The sequence below is a fragment of the Isoalcanivorax pacificus W11-5 genome (genome assembly GCF_000299335.2).
Taxonomy (GTDB): domain Bacteria; phylum Pseudomonadota; class Gammaproteobacteria; order Pseudomonadales; family Alcanivoracaceae; genus Isoalcanivorax; species Isoalcanivorax pacificus.
Map to the genome: position 1 here is coordinate 4135443 of NZ_CP004387.1, position 19713 is coordinate 4155155.

Genomic DNA, 19713 nt, shown 5'->3' on the forward strand with positions numbered 1-19713 from the left:
TGTCAGAAGGTCAGCTCGATCGCGGGCAGTCGATTGAGGAGCTGACGCCTGGCGCGCCAGTCCGGGAGGCGTTGATCCATCAAGGCATGGAATTGCGGGCCGTGGTTCATCTGCTCCAGATGGCAGAGCTCGTGCACCACTACGTATTCCAGGCATGGCATTGGCAGCCTGATCAGCGCCAGATTGAGATTGATATAGCCGCGCCGGGACAGGGAGCCCCAACGGCTTTTCATCTGCTTGATACGCAACACAGGGCGGGCATGCCCCCGGGCGGCGAAGAAAGGGAAATGGCGATCGATTTCTGCTTCGTAATGCTGCCGCGCCTGCGTGCGATACCAGCGATCAAGCTGTGCGGCGGCCCGCTCCGGTGAGGTCGCGGTAATGAACAGTTCATCCTGCCGCAACACCGCCTCGGACGGCCCCCGTGCCAGGCGCAGTGTGACCGGGCGGCCCAGGAACGGATGCCGGGCTCCGTCCACCAGTGCCAGCCGCAGCGGGGGTGGCCGTTCAGCCAGCTGCGTGAGGGTACGTTGCAGCCAGTCGCGCCGGCTGTCGACAAACTCGGCGATGTCCTGGTCCGGGGTCCGCAGGGGCGCGCGTACTTCGATGCGGTGATCCGGGAACACGCGCAACTCCAGCGACCGACGCCTGGAGCGTGTCACGGTATAGGAAACAGGTGCGCTGGAACCGGAGGGCGGCGACATGGCCGCAGTATAGCAATGACACCGGCAGGTGCTATACCGGTGCCGGGCGCCCGCGCAACCGGTCGAGATAACTGCGCACCCGGCCGGCGGCCCGGCTGTCGACGCGGATATCGTCGGCGGCCTCCACTTTGTGCCGTTGCAGCAGAGACGGGCGGGCGCGCAGCAGCGCATGGTGCTTGAGCGCGCTGTCGATACTGCGCAGCAACATGTTGCGGCTGACCGGCCGTGGCAGCACCCGGTAGACCTGGGCCTGGTTAATCAGTCGGATGAGGTGGCTGGTGTCGCGGAACGCGGTGACAACAATGGTGACCAGCTCGGGTTGCCTGGCTTTCAGCAGGCGCAGGGCATCGGAAATATCACCTTCCGGCAGTTGCAGGTCGGTCACCAGCAGGGCCGGCGGGTGGGTGGCCATGTGCGCCAGTGCTTCATCCAGTGTCCCGGCGGTGTAGACCGGACGCCCCGGTTCACTGGCCTGGATCAGTTCGAACAGGTCGGCGGTGCGATCCAGTACCAGGATGCCGCCGGCTTCCTTCTCCTGCTGCTCAAGGACCGGCTCCTCCGGCTGTTCACTCTGGCGGGCAATCTCCACCGCTTCAGCGATGGTGTCGCGCAGCGTGTCGAGCTGCCAGGGTTTCTGCACATAGCGGAAGATTTCACCGTCGTTGATGGAGCCGACAATGCTGGTCAGTTCGGCATAGCCGGTCAGCAGAATACGCATCGCCGACGGTTGCATGTCGCGCGCCTGGCGCAGCACCTCGACGCCGGTCATCTGTGGCATGCGCTGATCGCTGACCACCACCTGCACGGTATTGTCACGCAGCAGGTCGATTGCCTCGCGGCCGCTGTTGGCGGTGAGCACCCGATAGCGGGCACCGAAGGCCAGCGCCAGGGTGCGCAGGATGCGCGCCTCGTCATCCACAAACAGTACCGTTGCTTTCTGCTGCATGGTCTTCCTCCGTCAGCCGGCTTCCGGCATGTCTTCCAGCGCCACACTGTCCTCGACAGCATCGGGCTGTCGTAACGGCAGGCGCAGGATAAATTCCGTGCCTTCGCCGGGTGTCGAGTTCACCTCAATGGCGCCACCGTGCTGTTCGATGATCTGGTAGGAAATGGACAGTCCCAGGCCCGTGCCCTGACCGACCGGTTTGGTGGTGTAGAAGGGATCGAAAATGCGTGCGCGCACCGATTCCGGCATGCCACAACCGTTGTCGCGAATGCTGATCTCCACCTGCTCACCCAGCACGCGGGTGGCAACGGCGATCTCACCGAATTCATCGATGGCCTGGGCGGCGTTGGTCAGAATGTTCAGCAGCACCTGGTTGATCTGCGAGGCTGCGCATTCGACGTCCGGCAGATCGCCATAGTGGCGCACCACCTCGGCTTTCTGCTTGATCAGGTTGCGGCCAATGGTCAATGCACTTTCCAGGCATTCGTTCAGGTTCACCCGGTCCACCCGGGCGCGATCCAGGCGGCTGAAATTACGCAGGTTCACCACCAGTTCGCTGATTTCGCCAAGGCCATGCAGGGTGTCATCGAACAGGTTGCCCAGCTCGTCCAGGATACCGGTCTCGGCGACCGCCTCCAGTTCAGTGGTGGCCACCGCCAGGTGTTCCCCGATTTCTTCATCGGTGGCGCGCTCATCCAGCAAGGTGCGCACCAGATTGCCGCCGGCGATCAGTGCAGTGGCGGTGCGCTGGGAAAAGTCCCGCGCCAGTTCAACGTTGCTGCGCACGTAGCCCAGCGGCGTGTTGATCTCGTGCGCCACGCCGGCCACCATCTGGCCGAGCGAGGCCATTTTTTCCGACTGCACCAGGTGTGCCTGCGAGGCTTTCAGGTGCTGGTTGGCACGCACCAGGGCCTGCCCGCGCGCGGCGACACGCTGCTCCATTTTTTCCAGCAGCGAGGTCACCATGCCCATGCCGAGGTAACGGCCCTCTTCCACCACGACGAAATCCTCGGTGATGGGCAGCCGCATATGTTCGCGCACATAACTGCTCGCGGTTTCGATTTCGGCCTGGGCATTTACCAGCAGCGGCGCGCTGTTCATGAACCGTTCTATCGGCCGCGCGCCAAACACTTCACGGCCATACTGGCGCAGGAAGATGCGCATGATGTCGTAGCGGGACACAATCCCCAGCGGCACACCGTCACGCACCACCGGCAGACACAGCAGGTTGGCGCAGGCCTCGGCCAGAAACAGATCCGCCACGTCGGTGACGCGCATCTGCGGCGGGATCGGGTGGACCTGCATGACCAGGTCACGGACACGGAATGTAGAGCGGTTACCAGCCATGCAACGGCCTGTCATCGGCTTCGGCCGGCCACGGGCGTTCCGGGCGCGCGGCGGCGGTCGCGTTATTATCCACATCGCGCCGCCGCTCCCCCTGAGCGGACACATCAGCGCGGTGGTCTGGCAATGCGGGGCAACTTGCAGCCCGGCCTGATCCATCTGTATGCGTCAGGCAAAGGGATGATGAGTCACTGATATGACAGACAGGTGAAACGCGGAGAGTGTGTGACCTGGCGCGCGGGTGCCGGGGGCACCCGCGCGCAGTCTGCAGCAAGAAATGAAACGGGCAGGAAAGACGTATCAGCCGCCGTGTTCGGCGCGCATCACTTTCTTGTCGAGTTTGCCAACGCTGGTGCGCGGCAGGCTGTCGACGAAAGTGATGTGCTCCGGCACGCCGTAGCGGGAGATGATGCCTTTTTCTGCATAGCCGGCCACCAGCTCACGAATGGCGTCCTCGGTCACGTCGGCGTCCGGTTTTTTCACCACCAGGGCCAGCGGGCGCTCGCCCCATTTGGCATCGGGAATACCGATCACGGCGCACTCGGCCACACCCGGGTGCTGCAGCACCAGGCCCTCCAGATCCAGCGAGGAAATCCACTCGCCACCGGTCTTGATCACATCCTTGATGCGGTCGGTGATTTTCAGATAACCGTCTTCGGTAATGACACCGATATCGCCGGTATGCAGCCAGCCACCGCGCCACAGGTTTTCGGAATTCTCCGCGTCATTCAGGTAGCCCTGTGTCAGCCACGGCGCACGCACCACCACTTCGCCCTGGCTTTTGCCATCGTGCGGGACATCGTTCATGTTGTCATCGACGATGCGCAGCGTCACCATCGGCACCGGCCGGCCGGTCAGGCTGCGCACGTCTGCCTGGCGATCATTGTCCCAGCTCTCCATGTCCGGCTGCAGGTGCGACAGCGTCAGCACCGGGCAGGTTTCGCTCATGCCGTAGCCGGTGAAGACATCAATACCCAGGTCCAGCGCGGCTTTCGCCATCGGTTTCGGCAGCGCGGAACCACCGATGATGACTTTCCATTTCGACAGGTCGACTTTCTTCACCGCGTCGCTGGCCAGCAGCATCTGCATGATGGTCGGCACGCAGTGGGAGAAGGTGACTTTTTCCGTGACCAGCAGTTTCAGCAGCACTTCCGGCAGGTAACGGCCCGGATACACCTGCTTGACGCCCAGCAGCGTGGCCAGATACGGCACGCCCCAGGCATGCACGTGAAACATCGGCGTGATCGGCATGTACACGTCGGTCTGGTTGAAGCGGCCGTGGCCGTCGCCGGAGGTGGCCGAACGCAGCGCAAAGGTGTGCAGCACCAGCTGGCGATGGCTGAAATATACGCCTTTCGGCAAACCGGTGGTGCCGGTGGTATAGAAGGTGGTGGCGCGGGTGTTTTCATCCAGCAGCGGGAAATCGTATTCCGGTGCCGCCTCGGCAAGCAGCTGCTCGTATTCGCCGACGGTCTGGATGCTGCTGCTTTCCGGGCCTTCGCCATCGTCCAGCAGGATGAATGTCTTGACCGTCTCAATGCGATCCTTGATCGCATCCAGCAGCGGCAGAAACTCGCGGTTCACCAGGATCACGTCATCTTTGGCGTGGTTGATGGTGTAGAGCACCTGTTCCGGCGAGAGCCGGATGTTGATGGTGTGCAGCACGGCGCCCATCATCGGGATGGCGAAAAAGCACTCCAGATAGCGGTGGCTGTCCCAGTCCATCACCGCCACGGTGTCGCCTTCCTTCACGCCGGCGCGATTGAGCGCTGATGCCAGCCGGTTGATGCGCTCGGCCATTTCGCGGTAGCTCATGCGCTTCTTGTCGGCGTAGATGATTTCCTGTTCTCCCGCGGTGCGTACACCCGCTTGCAGGATGCTGCCGATCACCAGTGGCTGGTCGACGGCGGAAGGGGTTCGCTCAATGACGCGTGCTGTCATGAAAAAATACTCCTGGGGTATGCCCTGTCGTTGTTATCGTCCGTAGTGTGCTACCGGGCCGGTGTGCCGGCCTCGTTGTGTACTGCCTGTGAATCAGGGATAGCCCCTCATTCTCCGGGGAATCCCCCGCGCGTCAATCGCGCCGGATCAAGGCAGGCCTCAAGCTGCTCCCGGGACAGGTCTGTTTTTTCCTGTGCCACATCAATGACCGCCCGCCCGCTGGCAAACGCCTCCTTGGCGATGGCAGCGGCTTTTTCGTACCCGATGACCGGATTCAGCGCGGTGACCAGGATCGGGTTACGGTTGACCGCCTCTGCCAGGCCCTGGTGATTGACGGTAAAACCGGCAATGGCGCGATCCGCCAGCAGCGTGGTGACGTTCGCCAGCGTGCTGATCATGGTCAGCAGATTGGCCGCCATCAGCGGCAGCATGACGTTGAGCTGGAAATTACCGCTCTGCGCGGCCAGGGTATTGGCCTGATCCAGCCCCATCACCTGCGCACTGACCATGCAGGCGGATTCGCAGATCACCGGGTTCACTTTGGCCGGCATGATCGAGGATCCCGGCTGTACGGCGGGCAGGTAGATTTCTGCCAGGCCATGGATCGGACCGGAATTCATCCAGCGCAGATCGTTGCTGATCTTCATCAACGCCACGGCGTAGCCACGCAAGGCGGCGGACAGCGCCAGTGGACGGTCAATGGCGCCCTGGCCCGCAAAGGCGGTATCCATCGGTGCGAAATTGTGGCCGGCTCGCTGGCTCAGATGACGGGCAAACAGCGCAGCGAACTGCGGATGTGCATTGACGCCGGTTCCTACTGCCGTGCCGCCCTGCGGAATGGCGAGCAGGCCATCGCGCGCCTGACGCAACTGATCACGCACAAACGCCAGTTGCGCGCGCCAGCCGGTAAGCTCCTGCCCGAGCGTGACCGGCATCGCGTCCATCAGATGGGTGCGCCCGGTCTTGACGATGTGTTCGCATTCCTTCGCCCGTTGTGCGAGCACCTGATCCAGGTGCTGCATGGCCGGCAACAGTGCACCGGTCACCTGCAGTACCGCACTGAGGTGCAGGGCCGTCGGCACGCTATCGTTGCTGCTCTGGCCCAGGTTCACATGATCATTGGGATGCACCGCGGGCGCTGCGGCCTGCCGCTGGCAGAGATGGCTGATGACCTCGTTGACGTTCATGTTGCTGCTGGTGCCGGAACCGGTCTGGAATACATCCACCGGAAACGCGTCCGGGTGTTCACCGGCGATGATCGCCTCGGCCGCGTGCTGGATCGCATCGCGCCGGGCTTCATCAAGCAGGCCGAGTTCGGCGTTGGCCTGCGCCGCGCACCATTTGACCTGCGCGAGGGCGGCAATGAAGGCTGCGGGCATCGGGCCGGACACAGGAAAATTGTCCACCGCGCGCTGCGTCTGCGCGCCCCAGAGTGCCCCGGCGGGGACCTCGACCTCGCCGAGACTGTCGTGCTCTTTACGAAATCCGGTCATGTGCTCCTCCTGGTGGCGGCCACCGGCTACAGGGCCTTCACTTTCTGCGCGTTGCAGCGTTCACATCGATAGACCGTGACCAGCCTGCCCTGTTTCACGTCAAACTGCTTTTCCTTGCATACCACCCATTTGTGGAAGCCATGCTGGCACATGCCCTGATGCCTGCGCTTCGCAGGCGGGCGCTTGAACGGCAAGATATCGGCCATGGGGTCGGCTCCATTGTTAAGCCGGCTGCTGAGTGCAGCCTGGGCACCTTTGGAAGGCACCGTCCTGATACCAATGTGGCAGCATTGGGCCTTATCGTCATCAATGAGACACTACCTGTTGTCATTCAGGCAATGTCCACAGGGGGGCGGGGCTGGTACGGGTACCGTGCTAGCATGTTACAGCAGGCCAGGCGCATGCCTCGCCGCTGCCGCATGTCGCTGTGGGCCGCTCCGCCCGTCGCCCATTGTCCCGTATTCGTGGAAGCGAGGCCCAGGTGTATTCGGTTTTCCCCGCAACTGTCGCCCTGCTGTTTCTGGTATATGGCGGTTACGTGCTCTGGCGCAGTGGTTTCAACCGCGTCACGCGCAGCTTTTTCCTCATGTGCCTCACCACCTTCGCCTGGCAGGCCACCTGGGCGGTGCTGTTTCAGGTGCATGATCCGGACACCGCCGAGATACTCGTGCGGCTGGGATATTTGCCGATCCTGTTCCTGCCGACGACGCTTTACCATTTTCTCTCCGAGATTACCGACCAGCGCCGGGAGCTGCCCCGGGTCTACGCCTCTTACGGTTTTGCCGCGCTGTTGATGGTCACCCTGCCGGGCGACCTGTTCGTGCGCGGGCACTACGATTTCTTCTTCGGGTATTACCCGAAAGCCGGCTACCTGCATCCGCTGCACGTGCTGCAAACCTGCGTCGTGGTGTTGCGCGGGTTGTACCTGACCTGGCGCACACAGCAGACCGCCGCCCCCCGGCAGCGCACGCGGTTGCGCTATTGTGTTGCCAGCCTGCTGATCTACCTGTTTGCGGCCGTGGACTATCTGTGCAACTACGGGCTGGGCTTCTATCCACCGGGTGTGTTCTTCATTGCCATCAGCCTTGGCCTGCTCGCCATTGCCACAGTGAAGTATCAGCTGATGGATATCTCCGTGGCGCTCAGCCGCGGTCTGGCCCGCTCAGCAGCCTTGCTGTTGTTCGCCCTGCTTTACCTGGCGGCCTTCTTCGGGTTACGCGCGCTGACGCCACAATTGCCGCCCTTGCTGGCCCTGGTGCTCGGGCTGGGCTTTCTGGTGTTGGTGTGCGAAGCCTATGTCCCGCTCAGTGATTTTCTCCAGGGCGTACCGGACCGGTTGCTGCAACGCGGGCGCCACAGCTACACCTACGCCCAGGTCGTACAGGCGGTGACCCGTTCTCTCGGATCGCACATTCGTCTGGACGATCTGGTGCGCGACTTCGCTGGCGTGCTGGCCACTGAAGCCCGCATTGCGCCCCTGACCCTGTTCGTGCGCGCCGATTTTGGTCTCGGCGCCAATGAAGCGCCCGGCTCGGCGTTCTATATATGGCGCATGGATGCCGGCGAGCCAGACCACCGCGAAGCACTGCCGGCGGAGCACTCGCTGGTGCGGCAACTGCAGCGTGGCAATGGGGTCGTTCACTTTCGCGAAGCCGACACCGAAGTGCAGGCGCTGTATCAGCAATATCAGGCCATGAGCGCCGTGCGGATACGCCGTGCCGGGGAAGTGATTGCCATCGTGCTGCTCGGCAAGCAGGACAATGCCGCGCATTACAGCCACGATGACCTGGACCTGATCGAGTTTCTGCCCGGCCAGCTTGATCTCGCGTTTGACCGCGTTGATGCCTATTCGCAGGTGTGTCATGGCCTGGCCAAGGCACAGAAAAGCGCCTCGCTGATGGCCATGATGAATCAGTACCAGCACGAACTGAAAGCGCCGATCAGCATCATCCACATGTACGCACAATCAGATGTCGACCGCGATACCCTGCGCGAGGAAACCCTTGCCCAGTGCCAGCGCGTGCTGGGGTTGCTGGAAAAAATGCTGCGCGTGTTGCAGGACCGTCGTGACAGACAGGAGCGCCCGGTGTCGATCAACGCCATGCTGGTATCCGCCCTGCGGTTGTTCCCGGTACGTGATGCCACGGTTGCGCTGGCGCTGGATGAACAGCTGCCGCCGATGATCGGCGACGCGGATGATCTGCTGATCCTGTTCGTCAACCTGATCAAGAACGCGGTGGAAGCCGGCGACCGTGACCGGCCCAACGTGCTGGAGGTAGCCTCCAGCTACCAGGGCGGTGACCGGCAGATACTGGTCAGCGTCAGCGACAGCGGGATCGGCATGGATCAGGAACGGCTGCGCCGACTCTGGACGCCGCTGGAAACCGGCAAGGCCGGCGGCACTGGCCTGGGCATGAAGGTCATCCAGCGCATCGTCGAAGAGCATGACGGCGAGATCCACGTCACCAGCACGCCGGGCGTAGGTACCCGTGTGGAAATCCGCCTGCCGGTGGACGATACTGAGCCCCACTCAACGGAGGCGGTATGAACCAGTTGCAGAAAGAGGACCCATCCACACAGCCCTTTATTCTGCTGATCGAGGACGAGGACGCCATTACCCGCCTGTTCCTGCGCACTTATTCCGAATTCAACCTGATCACCGTACCGAATGTCAGTCAGGCGTTCGAGGTGCTGCGTGAGCGCGGCGACGAGATCGGCGTACTGCTGGCCGATCACTATCTGCCGGACGGCACCGGCGTGGAGGTGCTGGCGTGGGCGCGTCAGAAGTTGCCTCATGCCGTGCGGCTGCTGACTACCTCTCATGCTCATCTTTCCCAGGCTGTAGCGGCAGTCAATGACGGCGGCATCTCCGGCTACATCATGAAACCCTGGCTGCTGGAAGAACTGCGGGCCAAGCTTGAGCAGTCGCTACAGAGTTTCACCATGCGCCAGCGCGAAATCGAATTGCTCGCCGGCAAGCGTGAAACCCTGATGGCGCTGGCAGCCAGCATCGCCCACGAAATGCGCACGCCACTGGCCACCATCCGCATGCGTGCGGATGCCATCGCCCGGCACTGGCCCATGCTGATGGAGCTGTATCACGAAGCGCTGCACAACGGTCGCATTGAAACCCCGATGCGGCCACGGCGCTTGCAGAGCATGGCTGACAGCTTCGACACCATCCAGCAGGAAGTGGACCGCTCGAACCTGGTGATCGACATGTTGCTTGCCTCGGCGAACGCCGGGCAGATTGATACCGCGACCTTTGCCGTGTACGGCATTAACCAGTGCATTCATGAAGCGCTTTCCCACTACCCGTTCGAGCCCGGCGCACGCGCACTGGTGCATCTCGAAGCCGCACCGGATTTCGACTTCTTCGGCTCCGATGTGCTGGTGATGTTCATTCTCTATAACCTGCTCAAGAACGCGCTGCATGCCGTGCGTGCTGCCGGCAAGGGCGATATTCACATCAGCCTGCAACGCAGCATTCATGGCAATGAAGTGCATTTCCGGGATACCGGGCTTGGTATTGCACCGGACGCCGTGAAGCGGGTGTTCGATGATTTCTATTCCACCAAACACAACGGCACCGGCGTCGGCCTGTCCTTCTGCCGCAGTGCAATGCGCAATATGGGCGGGGATATTTTCTGCGAGTCTGTGCAGGGCGAGTACACCCTGTTCCGGCTGCGTTTCCCGGACTGCGCGCATTTTTAACAGGGTGACCGTAGGGTGGGCAGAGCGCAGCGAAACCCACCACGCCCATGCCCATCATCCACTCCCGCAAAATCATCGGAACTACCCCACTTCAAAGGCAGATAGTTTCGCGGCTTCTGTGCGAGCAGTGCGCTGCATGGACCCGGTGGGTTTCGCTGCGCTCTACCCACCTTACGATCAAAATCGGGCGCCATCCGGCGCCCGTCAGTTCCGGGGCCAGTGCTACCGGCCTCTTCTCGTTGTCATGCACTTGCTTCAGACGATCAGCGGTACCTCATAACGGCGTACCGTTTCCAGCACGTCCGCCGGCAGGCGGCAAATGCGACGGTTCAGATCCGCAAACACAATCTGCTGGTAACCGCCCGACACCAACTCACCGGTTTCCGCATTGGAAAAACGGAACAGGATATAGAACGATGCATTCTTCACCAGGGCCGTATTCACCTGCCCCCGAATGGTCTGGAACGGGAAGGTTTCCTGCACATAGTCATTGTGCGCAGCCTTGGTGATAAACACCCCCTTGTCCTGCAGCATGTCCGCTGACACACACTTGAAGAACCAGGCCTCCCGGCACACTCCCTGCCATTCAAAGTAACGGGCAAAGTAGGTGTTGGTGTAGGCGTTGGAATCCTTCAGGTAGGTCTCGATGCGATGCTCATAAGTACGGTCCGCGAGCTGATACGGCAAGGACTGCCATTCGGCCAGGTCGTACTGCACCGGCAACGATTGCGGCTGGGCAGCCCAGTTGGCGTGCGTGACATCAGCGTGTTTGAGAGCGGCATTACGCATGGTGAATCTCCTTTCTGGTTTGGATTAATGGCGGAGCGACATTGCTCCGTCTCCAACGGTAGTCCAGAAAGGATGTGACGGTGATAACAGTTCGGGTGGGGTGGGGTGGCGCTTGTGCCTATATTCGTGCGGAAGGGGTAAATCCGCCCTGCCAGCGAAATGATGTCATTTTGATCTCAAATATGCGCCTATATTTTGGTGGAAGTGGGCTTTTCGGTTAGCTGTCTGATTGAAACGCCAAGCGCGGAGCAACTTACGCGGGAGGAGATAGCCGATGCCAGTTACCGATGCAAAAAGTTTTATCTGTACCTTTTTTATTTATTGGAGGTAAAAATCAGGTGCGGCAACAGTAACCATGCTGCGGTGAGATGACGGCTGCTTTGACCATGTGGGGCGATGTCGATAGGGGCGCAGTCATGTCATATAAAACATTCAGACGGGACGGCCGGCGCCTGCTGCTAGCGAGCGTAACCGCCCGGCCAAGCGCCTCAAACAAAGTTATTGGGACTCTCTCAGACAAAGCCGGCCCACCAAGCGGCTAGACATTGTTTCTCCGGAGTTGCTGCCCAGCAGGCTCGCACTGGACAAGAAGGGTAATAACGGATTCATAGGCTCCATTTTCCGGGCAGTAATCGCCATGATGCTCGACATGCTGGCTGCCATGGCCCGCAAAGATCACGAAGATCGCTGACACAGGCAGTTCCAGTGATATCCATTCAGAAGCCTGACCTCCTGTCTTCCTACATTTATGACTGCTTGATAAATGTCACCTCGAAGGCTTTGCTCGATCGAAACTGCTGCAACCTGTTGGCAAACGCGAAGGCCTCATTCATCTCGTAGTGCTGGAAGATGTCCAACCCCCGATCCAGTGAAATCTTCCAGCCGTGGTCTGTAACGATATGACGGGCATGAATGGTCCCGCTGTCGTCAAACTCCCAAGTGAAGTCGATGCCCACGGTGCGAGCGGATGCCTGGATTTTTTCAAAACTCTCGTCTTGCAGATCACCCTTGAACTCGTCCCGGACGGTGATGAGGTGAACCGCCACTTCATCCTCCTCTGCCTTATTCTTTACGACGGCTTCGAGAAACTCCATGAAATTACGGATCTGGTAGAAAAGCCGGATGTAGGGATCTGTAACGGTGATCTTGCTGGCTCCTTTCAGGTATGCGCCAAACAAACCGTCGAATGAGATGCCTTTTTGATTTTCCTGGAAGGTCAGGTGCTTTTCCTCCAGTACGGGTTCAGAGGCGCGGGGCGCTTTGGGCTCGCCACCTTTAACGTCTGCTGCTGGCTCGGTCTCTAATCCCCCCTCATCAGGAGTAGACACTGTCTGATGGTAGTAACCCGGGTACTCTTCTTCCTCAAGTGTCGTGACCAGTATTTCCTGGCCTTGTTGATCCTGATAGGAAAATCGGACTTCGCCGTAGGTGGTATCAATCCGCTGTAACTGGTCCTTGACCCGCTTGCGCCCCTCGATGGCGAAACGCAACACTTCTTCAACCTCATCCCTGGTTGCTCCGCCCTGGGGGAACAGGATCTTCATCAAGCCGGAAAAGGTCTTATTGATACCGTCCCGGTCACGGGTCGAGATATCCGAAGAAAGGGTAAAGTACTCCCGGTACTGATCGGAATAATCATAGTTTCGCATCGAGCGCAGGATTTCTGCAAGGTAGTCCACCACGAAGCCATAGCCGTCGGAGAACATCTCGCCCCGGATGATGTCGACCTCCCACCCGGGGATGTAGAAGTGGATCCGGTCCAAGAAGGCAGAATCGTAGAACTTGTCCGGCAACTCATCGAACAGGTCCGAATGCTTCAGCATGTAAGGAACGGTATGCCGGGTGTTCCCCACGAACACCATGGACGCCCCAGCACCCAGGGTTTCCACGCCCCGGGAGAAGGACTTGTTGGCCATGTAGTTCTTCATGATGTCGACCAGTGCTTTATCGACGCGTTTCTGCTTGCCGGCAAACTCGTCGAAGGCCACGCAATCCCAGTAGCCCACCAGGCCAATCTTGCCGCTGGAGTTGTTCACAAACAGCTTGGGTACGGTGACTTCACCACCGGATACCAGAATTCCGTGGGGCGAGAACTCTGAGTAAACATGGGACTTACCCGTCCCCTTGGGGCCAAGTTCAATCAGGTTGTAGTTCCGCTCGCAGAACGGAATCAAACGGACCAGCTGCGTCAGCTTGCTGCGCCGTCCGAACATCTCCGGGTTAAAGCCGATGCTCTGTATCAGCAGGTCAATCCACTCATCGGTGCTGAACTGCTGCCGCGCGGCAACGTAGGCATCGTAATCGAAGTGCGAAAGTTGAATCGGCTTGAGGGTGGACAGAATCCAGGGGCTGACGTTCTGGTCTTCAGAAAATACGTATTCGATGTCCGCGATGCACCAGACGCCGCTTACCAGCAGTTTGGGGTGGGCCTTCACGGTCCCAGAATCCACCAACACTTTCTTGATTCCCAGGTTGGAAAACTGCGCCTCGTAGGCATCCGTCTTCTCATTCAGGGCCACGCTGATCTTATCGATGACCTTGTAGCGCCCCTTTTCCTTGATATTCGAGCGCACCAGCCCGGCCTCGTTGCGGTGGACATAGTGCTTGGCCAGAATCTCCTTGACCGTCTCGATACCGGTCTGAATCGTAGCCTCGTCGTTAGTGGCGCAGTACTGGCCGAGCAGATACTCCAGCACATAGGAGGGGACGATGGCGTTGCCCTTGACCGTTTTCACCAGGTCTTTGCGCACCACCAACCCGGGGAAGTGTTCGTTGATCTTTTGGTCAAGCGTACTCATTGGCTAAAACCCTCAGAAATCAAAATCGCTGGTAAAGGACCGCCGCATCAAATACCTGAGCGACTTGTATTCCTTGTAGTGGGAGGTGCCGGCGTGCTGTTCTTCCAGCTTTAGGAAAACCTCCTGGCCGTTGGCCTCGTCCGCCTTGCGGCTGAGCACAAAGCGCACTTGAAGCTCCCGCTCGCGGGGATTCTCCGAGGTCAGGTCAAACGACAGCTCGTGGCTGTCCGAGATCAGCTCCCCTGACTGGGTATAAATCCCAGCCCGGAGGTAGCGAGGCTGTACTTTCTCGGTAACCGGTCCGGACTGATACAAGGTGACGGCCAGTTGGCCGGAAGTGATCACCGAGCTGGACCCACGCAGGATGTCCACCTCAACGGCGCTGACATCACTCTGGCGCTTCTTGTTAACCTTCAGGACTGGAATCACAACCTCCTGAAGGGATGCGCCGCCATGCACAAAGCGGCTGCCTGAGCCTTTAAGGCGCAGCCGGTTGATGGACTTGGGAATCTGCACTTCCATATCGCCATCCAGCCCAAGCTGCTCCGACGAGAAGTGATGGAAAGCCGGAGAGGCGGACAGCCCCTTACCTAGCACGAACCGACGGTCCCGGTAGCGAATATCATCGCCAGAAACGACGTCACCCAGGAAATCACTCTCATCCAGCTCACGGTTCTGGTAAATAAAGCCATGATCAGCGGTGATCAGCAGGTTATTGGCGTTGGCCGCCGTGAGCTTCTTGATCAGTCGAATCAGGTCATCCAGGGTTTGTTCTGCGGCTTCAAAGGCCTGCCCCTCTGAATGCATCTTGTCGCCGGTGTGATCGATGCGGTTGTGGTAGATGTACAGCACATCATTACCCTTGAGCAGCTCACGGCTGTCTTCCCGGTTGAGCTGCATAAAATCCTCCGCCTTGACGGCCTGGCCCCGACCATCCAAGGCGGCCTGCAGGATTTTGGTACGGTTGACCGTGCCCTGTGAGCTTTGGCCATCCACCAGTACCGTGCCGGTATCGTTGTCGGCGATCGCCAAGGACTTGTTGGGCAGCAGCGCCGCCATACCGAGCTGGGTATAGCTGGGCAGGGTCGAGAGAGCCGGCTCGAGCTCCGCGCTGTAGCGATCTTCCTGCCGGATAAGGCCCAGCAGCTCGTCACCAATCTCATAGCGCATGGCGTCGGAAATGATCACGCAGATCCGTTTGTCCTTGCGCAGGTACGGGCGAACCCAGTGCTCGAAAAAGGCCTTTTGCTGAATGACTGGATAGGCCTCCCAGCGCGGCGCGGCGTCCACGTGAACCTGGAAGCCATCGCCCAGCTTGAGCAGGTAGTTGTTGGAATAAAGGTTCTCCACCTGCTCACTAAGCTCGCCCATCAACGATGCCTGGCCGGACATGCGCACATGGTAGGTAAACTTGCGGTAGAGCTGATCCAATTGGAACCAGGAACGGCTGTATCGCTGAACGCCGTCGGAGAGGCTATCCATGGTGAGACGAGCCTCACCCAGCATCTGGACAAAACGAGCCGCAAACTCAATGGCTTCATACAGGTGGCGAAACTCCCCGTACCAGTGGCCCTGGCGCCGCTGCCGTACCCACAGTGCCACATCACCGCTGGTCACCGTGCGGCCAACCACCGCCCGCACTAGGTCACTGATAATCTTCTGGTCGATTAGCCGGAAGTAATCGAGCTCAACCAGGTCTCGGAAGTCCCGCTTACCGAGATCCTGCTCAATGCCCAGGACCTCGGCACACTCGGCAGACAGGGTTTCAAACCCCTGCTCGAACTGCCGGCTGTCTTTCCAGCGTTTGAGGAACACCAGGGCGTCGCCGGTCAGTTTGACCTCGCCATCGGTGCCCATGGCATAGCAGGACTTGAACAGCTCAATCACGAAGTCGCGCAGGCTGGGTTCACTGGCCTCGTAGCCGTAGAAACGGGCCAGTTGCTCCCACAGGAAGCTGTCCAGACCGCAACGCTCAATCAGCCGAATGCCATCATCGCGCTCTTCCGCCTGTTGCTGCAGCAGGGTTTCCACCACCGAGTCCATACGGGGCTCACTACCGGCACATACAGCCAGCATCTTCAGGCGCAGCTGACCGGCGGTGTCGTCCGGTTTCAGCAGCTTCTTCAACGCATCCTTGCGCTTGTTCGCCTGAAAGAATTCCGCGTGGACCTGGGCTACTTCGGCAAACTCCAGGCCCAATTCCAGTTCGGACAGCCAGATAGCCACCTGGTCAGTCCGGAATTCACCGTGGGTCAGCTGTACGTCCAGCAACCAGTTATCCAGATCCTCCGGTTGCGGACCCTCCTTGTACAAAAGGAACTTCTGTTCCGGTGAATCTCGCAGAATACGATATTTCATACCGTACTCGTTGTTGGCAATCTCCAGCTTTTCGACGTCCGGAATGGAAACAGCTTCAAAGTCACCACGCAGCTCTTGCTTGGCGTCGTACCAAAACACGATGCGGTGCTTATCGAAAAGCCTGCTCAGCGCCTGACTAATACGGTCACTCATTGGCTTAACCCGGTAATCTTCTTTAAAGCGTCGCCGAATTTCGGATAATTGGCCTTCACCCCGTCATCGAGATCGATTTCCATCTGCTCGGTGGCTAGGGGGTAAAGCACATCCCGCTCGTAGTCATCCAGCTCGGCAAGGATTTTGTTGATATTCTCAATTTCTTTCAGGGCCTTGGTCTTCTCACCCTGGGAAGCTCCAGCACTGATGCTGACGGCTTCCAGATGGTTTTTCCGGGCTTGCAGCTTCTCGTCTTTGAAATCGCGCAGGTACTCCAGCACCGTGCCCACGGTGTGGGGCTGGTAGCGGTGCATGTAGATCAGCGCATTGAATGAGCCCTTTGGTGAGGAGAACAGCCAGTAGATGGGCCGTTTGTTGTAACGGCGCACGTGATCGTTGTAGAAGTCCTTTAGGAAATACTTGCGAATGTCCTTGCCCAGCGCCTGCTCGACAAAGCGGAGGTTTTCCTCATAGTGTTCTTCGCCAAAGGCGATGCGCAGGAATTCGCGGAAACGCTCGGTGATGTCGTCGGTGAACCAGTCACCGTCGAGCATGGGGATGACATTATCCTCATCCGCCGGGAAGCTCGGCTCTGGGATCTGCTTCAGGTAGTCCGCGATAGTCTCACCCTGATTGGCGAGAATCAGGCCCGGCTTGTCCAGAGCGTAGCGACCGAACATACAACCCACAGCGTAGGAGATGAGTTCAGCCATGGTGTCAGCACACAGGCGGGTTTCCCGGTCTTCCTCAGAGCCTTTTACCCCATAGCGGTAGGCGGGGTTGCAAGTAAGTGTGATTTCCTCAAGCGGCACCTCGGGGAATAGTTCGTCATGCAGGCCATAGGCATCGATGAAAATGCGACTATTTTCTTCCTCTAATCTCTGCATCTCTTCTGTCATGCGTTGCCAATTGGTGCGTAGCAGGGTATAGCTGGCCTCCAGCGTCTCGGCCCGGTGATCCAACGTAAGCAGTGGAGAACTCGTGAAATCCCAAGATGTTTCGTAGGCGTCCCAGTCAGATTTTGAGAGAGCGACGCAAATTTTAGTTATCTCGCCAACGCGCGAGTGCGGTACATCACTGTGAAGGTATGGCGATTTATCGACATAGCCCACGCTGTAATGCATTCCGCTACTAAGAGCGTACATAACCTCCTTGTGGATATTAGAATTGAAGTAGCCAAGCAGCGAAGAAATAGGCGTTTGGGATGGAAAAGCGCTCAGTGCGCCAGTAGCAAAAACTTTCCCTTGAGGGTTGAATCTTGCAGCGAATGCTGATCCGGCAATATCTGACCAAACGACAGACTCCCTTAGATAATATGATCTGCTTGGCAGGCAGTTTCCCTGCTGGGATAACGCAGTAAAACTTTCCTGGTCAAATTTAATGACATGCTCATTATTTCCATACCAGCGCCGAAAGCTACCGCCTTTAATGAATGGGAACCATGGAAAGGCTTGGTCAGGAAATTTCTCCGCATCCCAGTTAGTTCGAGCACTGGAAACCTCCGGCCATGTTCTAAGAAATCGGTCATCATCTCCAGTTGCAAGGCCCTGGCGCTGATCTGAGTAGTCTTCTACCTTTTTTGATCGTCCAAATAGGGCGATAAGTTGCTCAGGAAGCCAATATGGAAGCGGGCAATCAGGTATACCCAAGAACTCTAGCTGGCTCACCTTAGAAAAAAAGTTGCGTTTATCTTTTAGCGCCTGCGACTTTTCCTCGGCAGTTCTATCTACTGCACGGATAAATATCGGTTTATTGTCAAGATTCCGTAGCTTTGAGAACGATGTAGCTGCAACTTGCACGACTTCCCCGCCGATTTCAGGGAAAGCCCTCGGCCCAAGATGCAGCACTGAATCTATCGTATGGTTGCGAACCAATAGTTCCCTGATTCCCTTGTACGATGAGAGAAACATCCAGCTTTGCATGGTGACGAGCCCATGCAGTGATCGCTCAACGCCGAGCAAGGAAGCCCTTTTCAGAAAGGCTGCGTATAGATCAGCTTTTCCTTCAATGAAGAAGTCGTTGATGAATTTCTTCAGAACATCATTCATCCCACTCCTTCGCCCCATATACGGTGGATTGGCTACCACCACATGGTATTTGGGCGAGAGCACTTCGGCCATTCGGAGAACGGCGACGAGGCGCGCTTGAACTTCTTTTAGCAGCATATCGTCGCAAAGGCCTCCGTCCTCAAGAACGCTCAGAGTTTGGGATGGATCAGTTAGCTTCGGCACTATCAGTGAACCGAAATTTTTTGCCTGTTCGAACCGGCATAAAGTCTCGCGCAGCTCGTCAGTAAAAAGATCTTTACCTACCAGAGTAGCTACATCTTGCATCTCGGATTCGGTAAAGGACACGTTCTCCAGAACGACAATATTCGGCTGCACGGGCTTTCGGAAGAAACGGCGTTGTCTGGCTCGCGCCTTCATGGTCAGCGCAAATGCGGCCAGTTCTCCAGCGCGTTCGTCGATCTCAATTCCGTAAAGGTTATGGGTCAGAATCTTGGCCGGAATCTCAGCGGACTCATAGCCTTCCTCCTCATAAATGGCATACAGCAAATCGAAGGCATAAGTCAGCATATGGCCTGAGCCACAGGCTGGATCGCAAACCTTAATTTCTTCGGGGCTACTGATGCGGAGGAAATCTGCCTCAGGATCTTCCGGCTTAATGTAGTAATCCATCCGTTCAATCAGGCCTGAGTCTGGCCGGTTGAGCATCCAGAGTCGGCCCAGCGAGTTTTCCACTAAGTAACGAACAATCCAGTGAGGAGTGAATAGCTGGGTCGCCGCTGGGATATTCTCGGGAGTAACTTTCTTGTTTTTCTTAAGATCGGCGAATACCTGGTCTTTCTTCTCGGAGATATAAAACTGATACAGCCAGCCGATCACCTCGACATCCTCACAGGCATCCGGCGTCATGGCTTCGCGGGTATAGGCCAGGATAGAGTTTCCTGACAGCAAATCATCCGGCATTAGTAGCTCGGTGTAATCGTCAATGCGTTCGAACAGGAACGGCATCGCACTGTACCAATAGTTACAGGCCGCGACGACCAACAGGCGATAGGCCTCCCCCTGCGGATCCTGACTGGGTGTTTTGCCATCCAGGAGAGTGAAGATCTTTTGACGGGTTGCCTCCGACACCATTTCTTCATCGATATGGCCCATTTTGGCATCCGCTAGGATCTCGGGCTGGAACTGCCCCTCAGCAGGGGAAACAATGCCAATGCGGTTGTAACGATTCACGTCCATAAAACGCAGGGCGCAGAAGCGGTTGAACCAGATGTAGGCCACCCGTTCGATAACCTGCTCTTTGCCTTGGTCGGTTACCGCCTCTTCCAGCTTTTTAATTGCCTGTGGCCTTTCTCGCCGGGCGGGACTCTCGTCGGCGAGTACTAGTTTGAGCTTGGCTGTAACCTGTTCGAGGAGGCTGCGGCGAGCGAATTGGGCGAATTTTTTAAGTTTTGATGTTTCCATCTG

Annotated in this window: 12 protein-coding genes; 2 read left to right on the forward strand and 10 right to left on the reverse strand. The window is 58.4% G+C overall.

Annotated features, from left to right (window positions below; all coding sequences use genetic code 11):
* Positions 1–2 precede the first annotated feature (2 nt).
* The 6 genes from S7S_RS18535 to S7S_RS18560 all read right to left on the reverse strand — a co-directional run bounded on the left by S7S_RS18535 (position 3) and on the right by S7S_RS18560 (position 6634).
* Positions 3–704 carry a M48 family metallopeptidase gene (locus tag S7S_RS18535; RefSeq protein WP_052269283.1) on the reverse strand — a complete coding sequence of 234 codons (702 nt, stop codon included), beginning with the start codon at positions 702–704 and terminating at the stop codon, positions 3–5.
* Positions 705–735: 31 nt separating this feature from the next.
* A complete protein-coding gene (locus tag S7S_RS18540; protein ID WP_008734431.1) occupies positions 736–1650 on the reverse strand; it encodes a response regulator in 915 nt (304 codons plus the stop codon).
* A 12-nt stretch (positions 1651–1662) separates the two neighbouring features.
* Complete coding sequence (locus S7S_RS18545; protein WP_035203607.1) at positions 1663–2997, reverse strand: ATP-binding protein; 1335 nt, start codon at positions 2995–2997, stop codon at positions 1663–1665.
* A gap of 297 nt (positions 2998–3294) precedes the next feature.
* A complete protein-coding gene (locus S7S_RS18550) occupies positions 3295–4935 on the reverse strand; it encodes a fatty acid--CoA ligase (protein ID WP_008734428.1) in 1641 nt (546 codons plus the stop codon).
* Positions 4936–5042: 107 nt separating this feature from the next.
* A complete protein-coding gene (locus S7S_RS18555; protein ID WP_008734426.1) occupies positions 5043–6428 on the reverse strand; it encodes a class II fumarate hydratase in 1386 nt (461 codons plus the stop codon).
* Between the two features lie 26 nt (positions 6429–6454).
* Positions 6455–6634 (reverse strand): hypothetical protein, encoded by a 180-nt coding sequence (locus S7S_RS18560; RefSeq protein WP_008734424.1) that lies wholly within the window; start codon positions 6632–6634, stop codon positions 6455–6457.
* Between the two features lie 275 nt (positions 6635–6909).
* On the opposite strand from S7S_RS18560, the gene S7S_RS19910 reads away from it, so the two are divergent.
* Positions 6910–8976 (forward strand): sensor histidine kinase, encoded by a 2067-nt coding sequence (locus tag S7S_RS19910; protein ID WP_008734421.1) that lies wholly within the window; start codon positions 6910–6912, stop codon positions 8974–8976.
* Entirely contained in the window at positions 8973–10142 is a 1170-nt protein-coding gene (locus S7S_RS19005; RefSeq protein ID WP_008734419.1) for a sensor histidine kinase, read from the forward strand. The genes S7S_RS19910 and S7S_RS19005 overlap by 4 nt, the downstream gene beginning before the upstream one ends.
* A 255-nt stretch (positions 10143–10397) precedes the next feature.
* Here the strand turns inward: S7S_RS19005 and S7S_RS18575 are convergent, their stop codons facing one another.
* From S7S_RS18575 to pglX, 4 genes are all read right to left on the reverse strand, one after another.
* The gene (locus S7S_RS18575; RefSeq protein ID WP_008734417.1) at positions 10398–10931 is read right to left on the reverse strand and encodes an acyl-CoA thioesterase; all 534 of its coding nucleotides are present in this window, start codon (positions 10929–10931) and stop codon (positions 10398–10400) included.
* A gap of 746 nt (positions 10932–11677) precedes the next feature.
* Positions 11678–13729 carry a BREX system Lon protease-like protein BrxL gene (gene brxL / locus S7S_RS18585; protein WP_008734415.1) on the reverse strand — a complete coding sequence of 684 codons (2052 nt, stop codon included), beginning with the start codon at positions 13727–13729 and terminating at the stop codon, positions 11678–11680.
* Between the two features lie 12 nt (positions 13730–13741).
* The gene (pglZ, locus tag S7S_RS18590) at positions 13742–16240 is read right to left on the reverse strand and encodes a BREX-1 system phosphatase PglZ type A (protein WP_041026041.1); all 2499 of its coding nucleotides are present in this window, start codon (positions 16238–16240) and stop codon (positions 13742–13744) included.
* Positions 16237–19710 (reverse strand): BREX-1 system adenine-specific DNA-methyltransferase PglX, encoded by a 3474-nt coding sequence (gene pglX, locus S7S_RS18595; protein WP_008734411.1) that lies wholly within the window; start codon positions 19708–19710, stop codon positions 16237–16239. The genes pglZ and pglX overlap by 4 nt, the downstream gene beginning before the upstream one ends.
* Positions 19711–19713 lie beyond the last annotated feature (3 nt).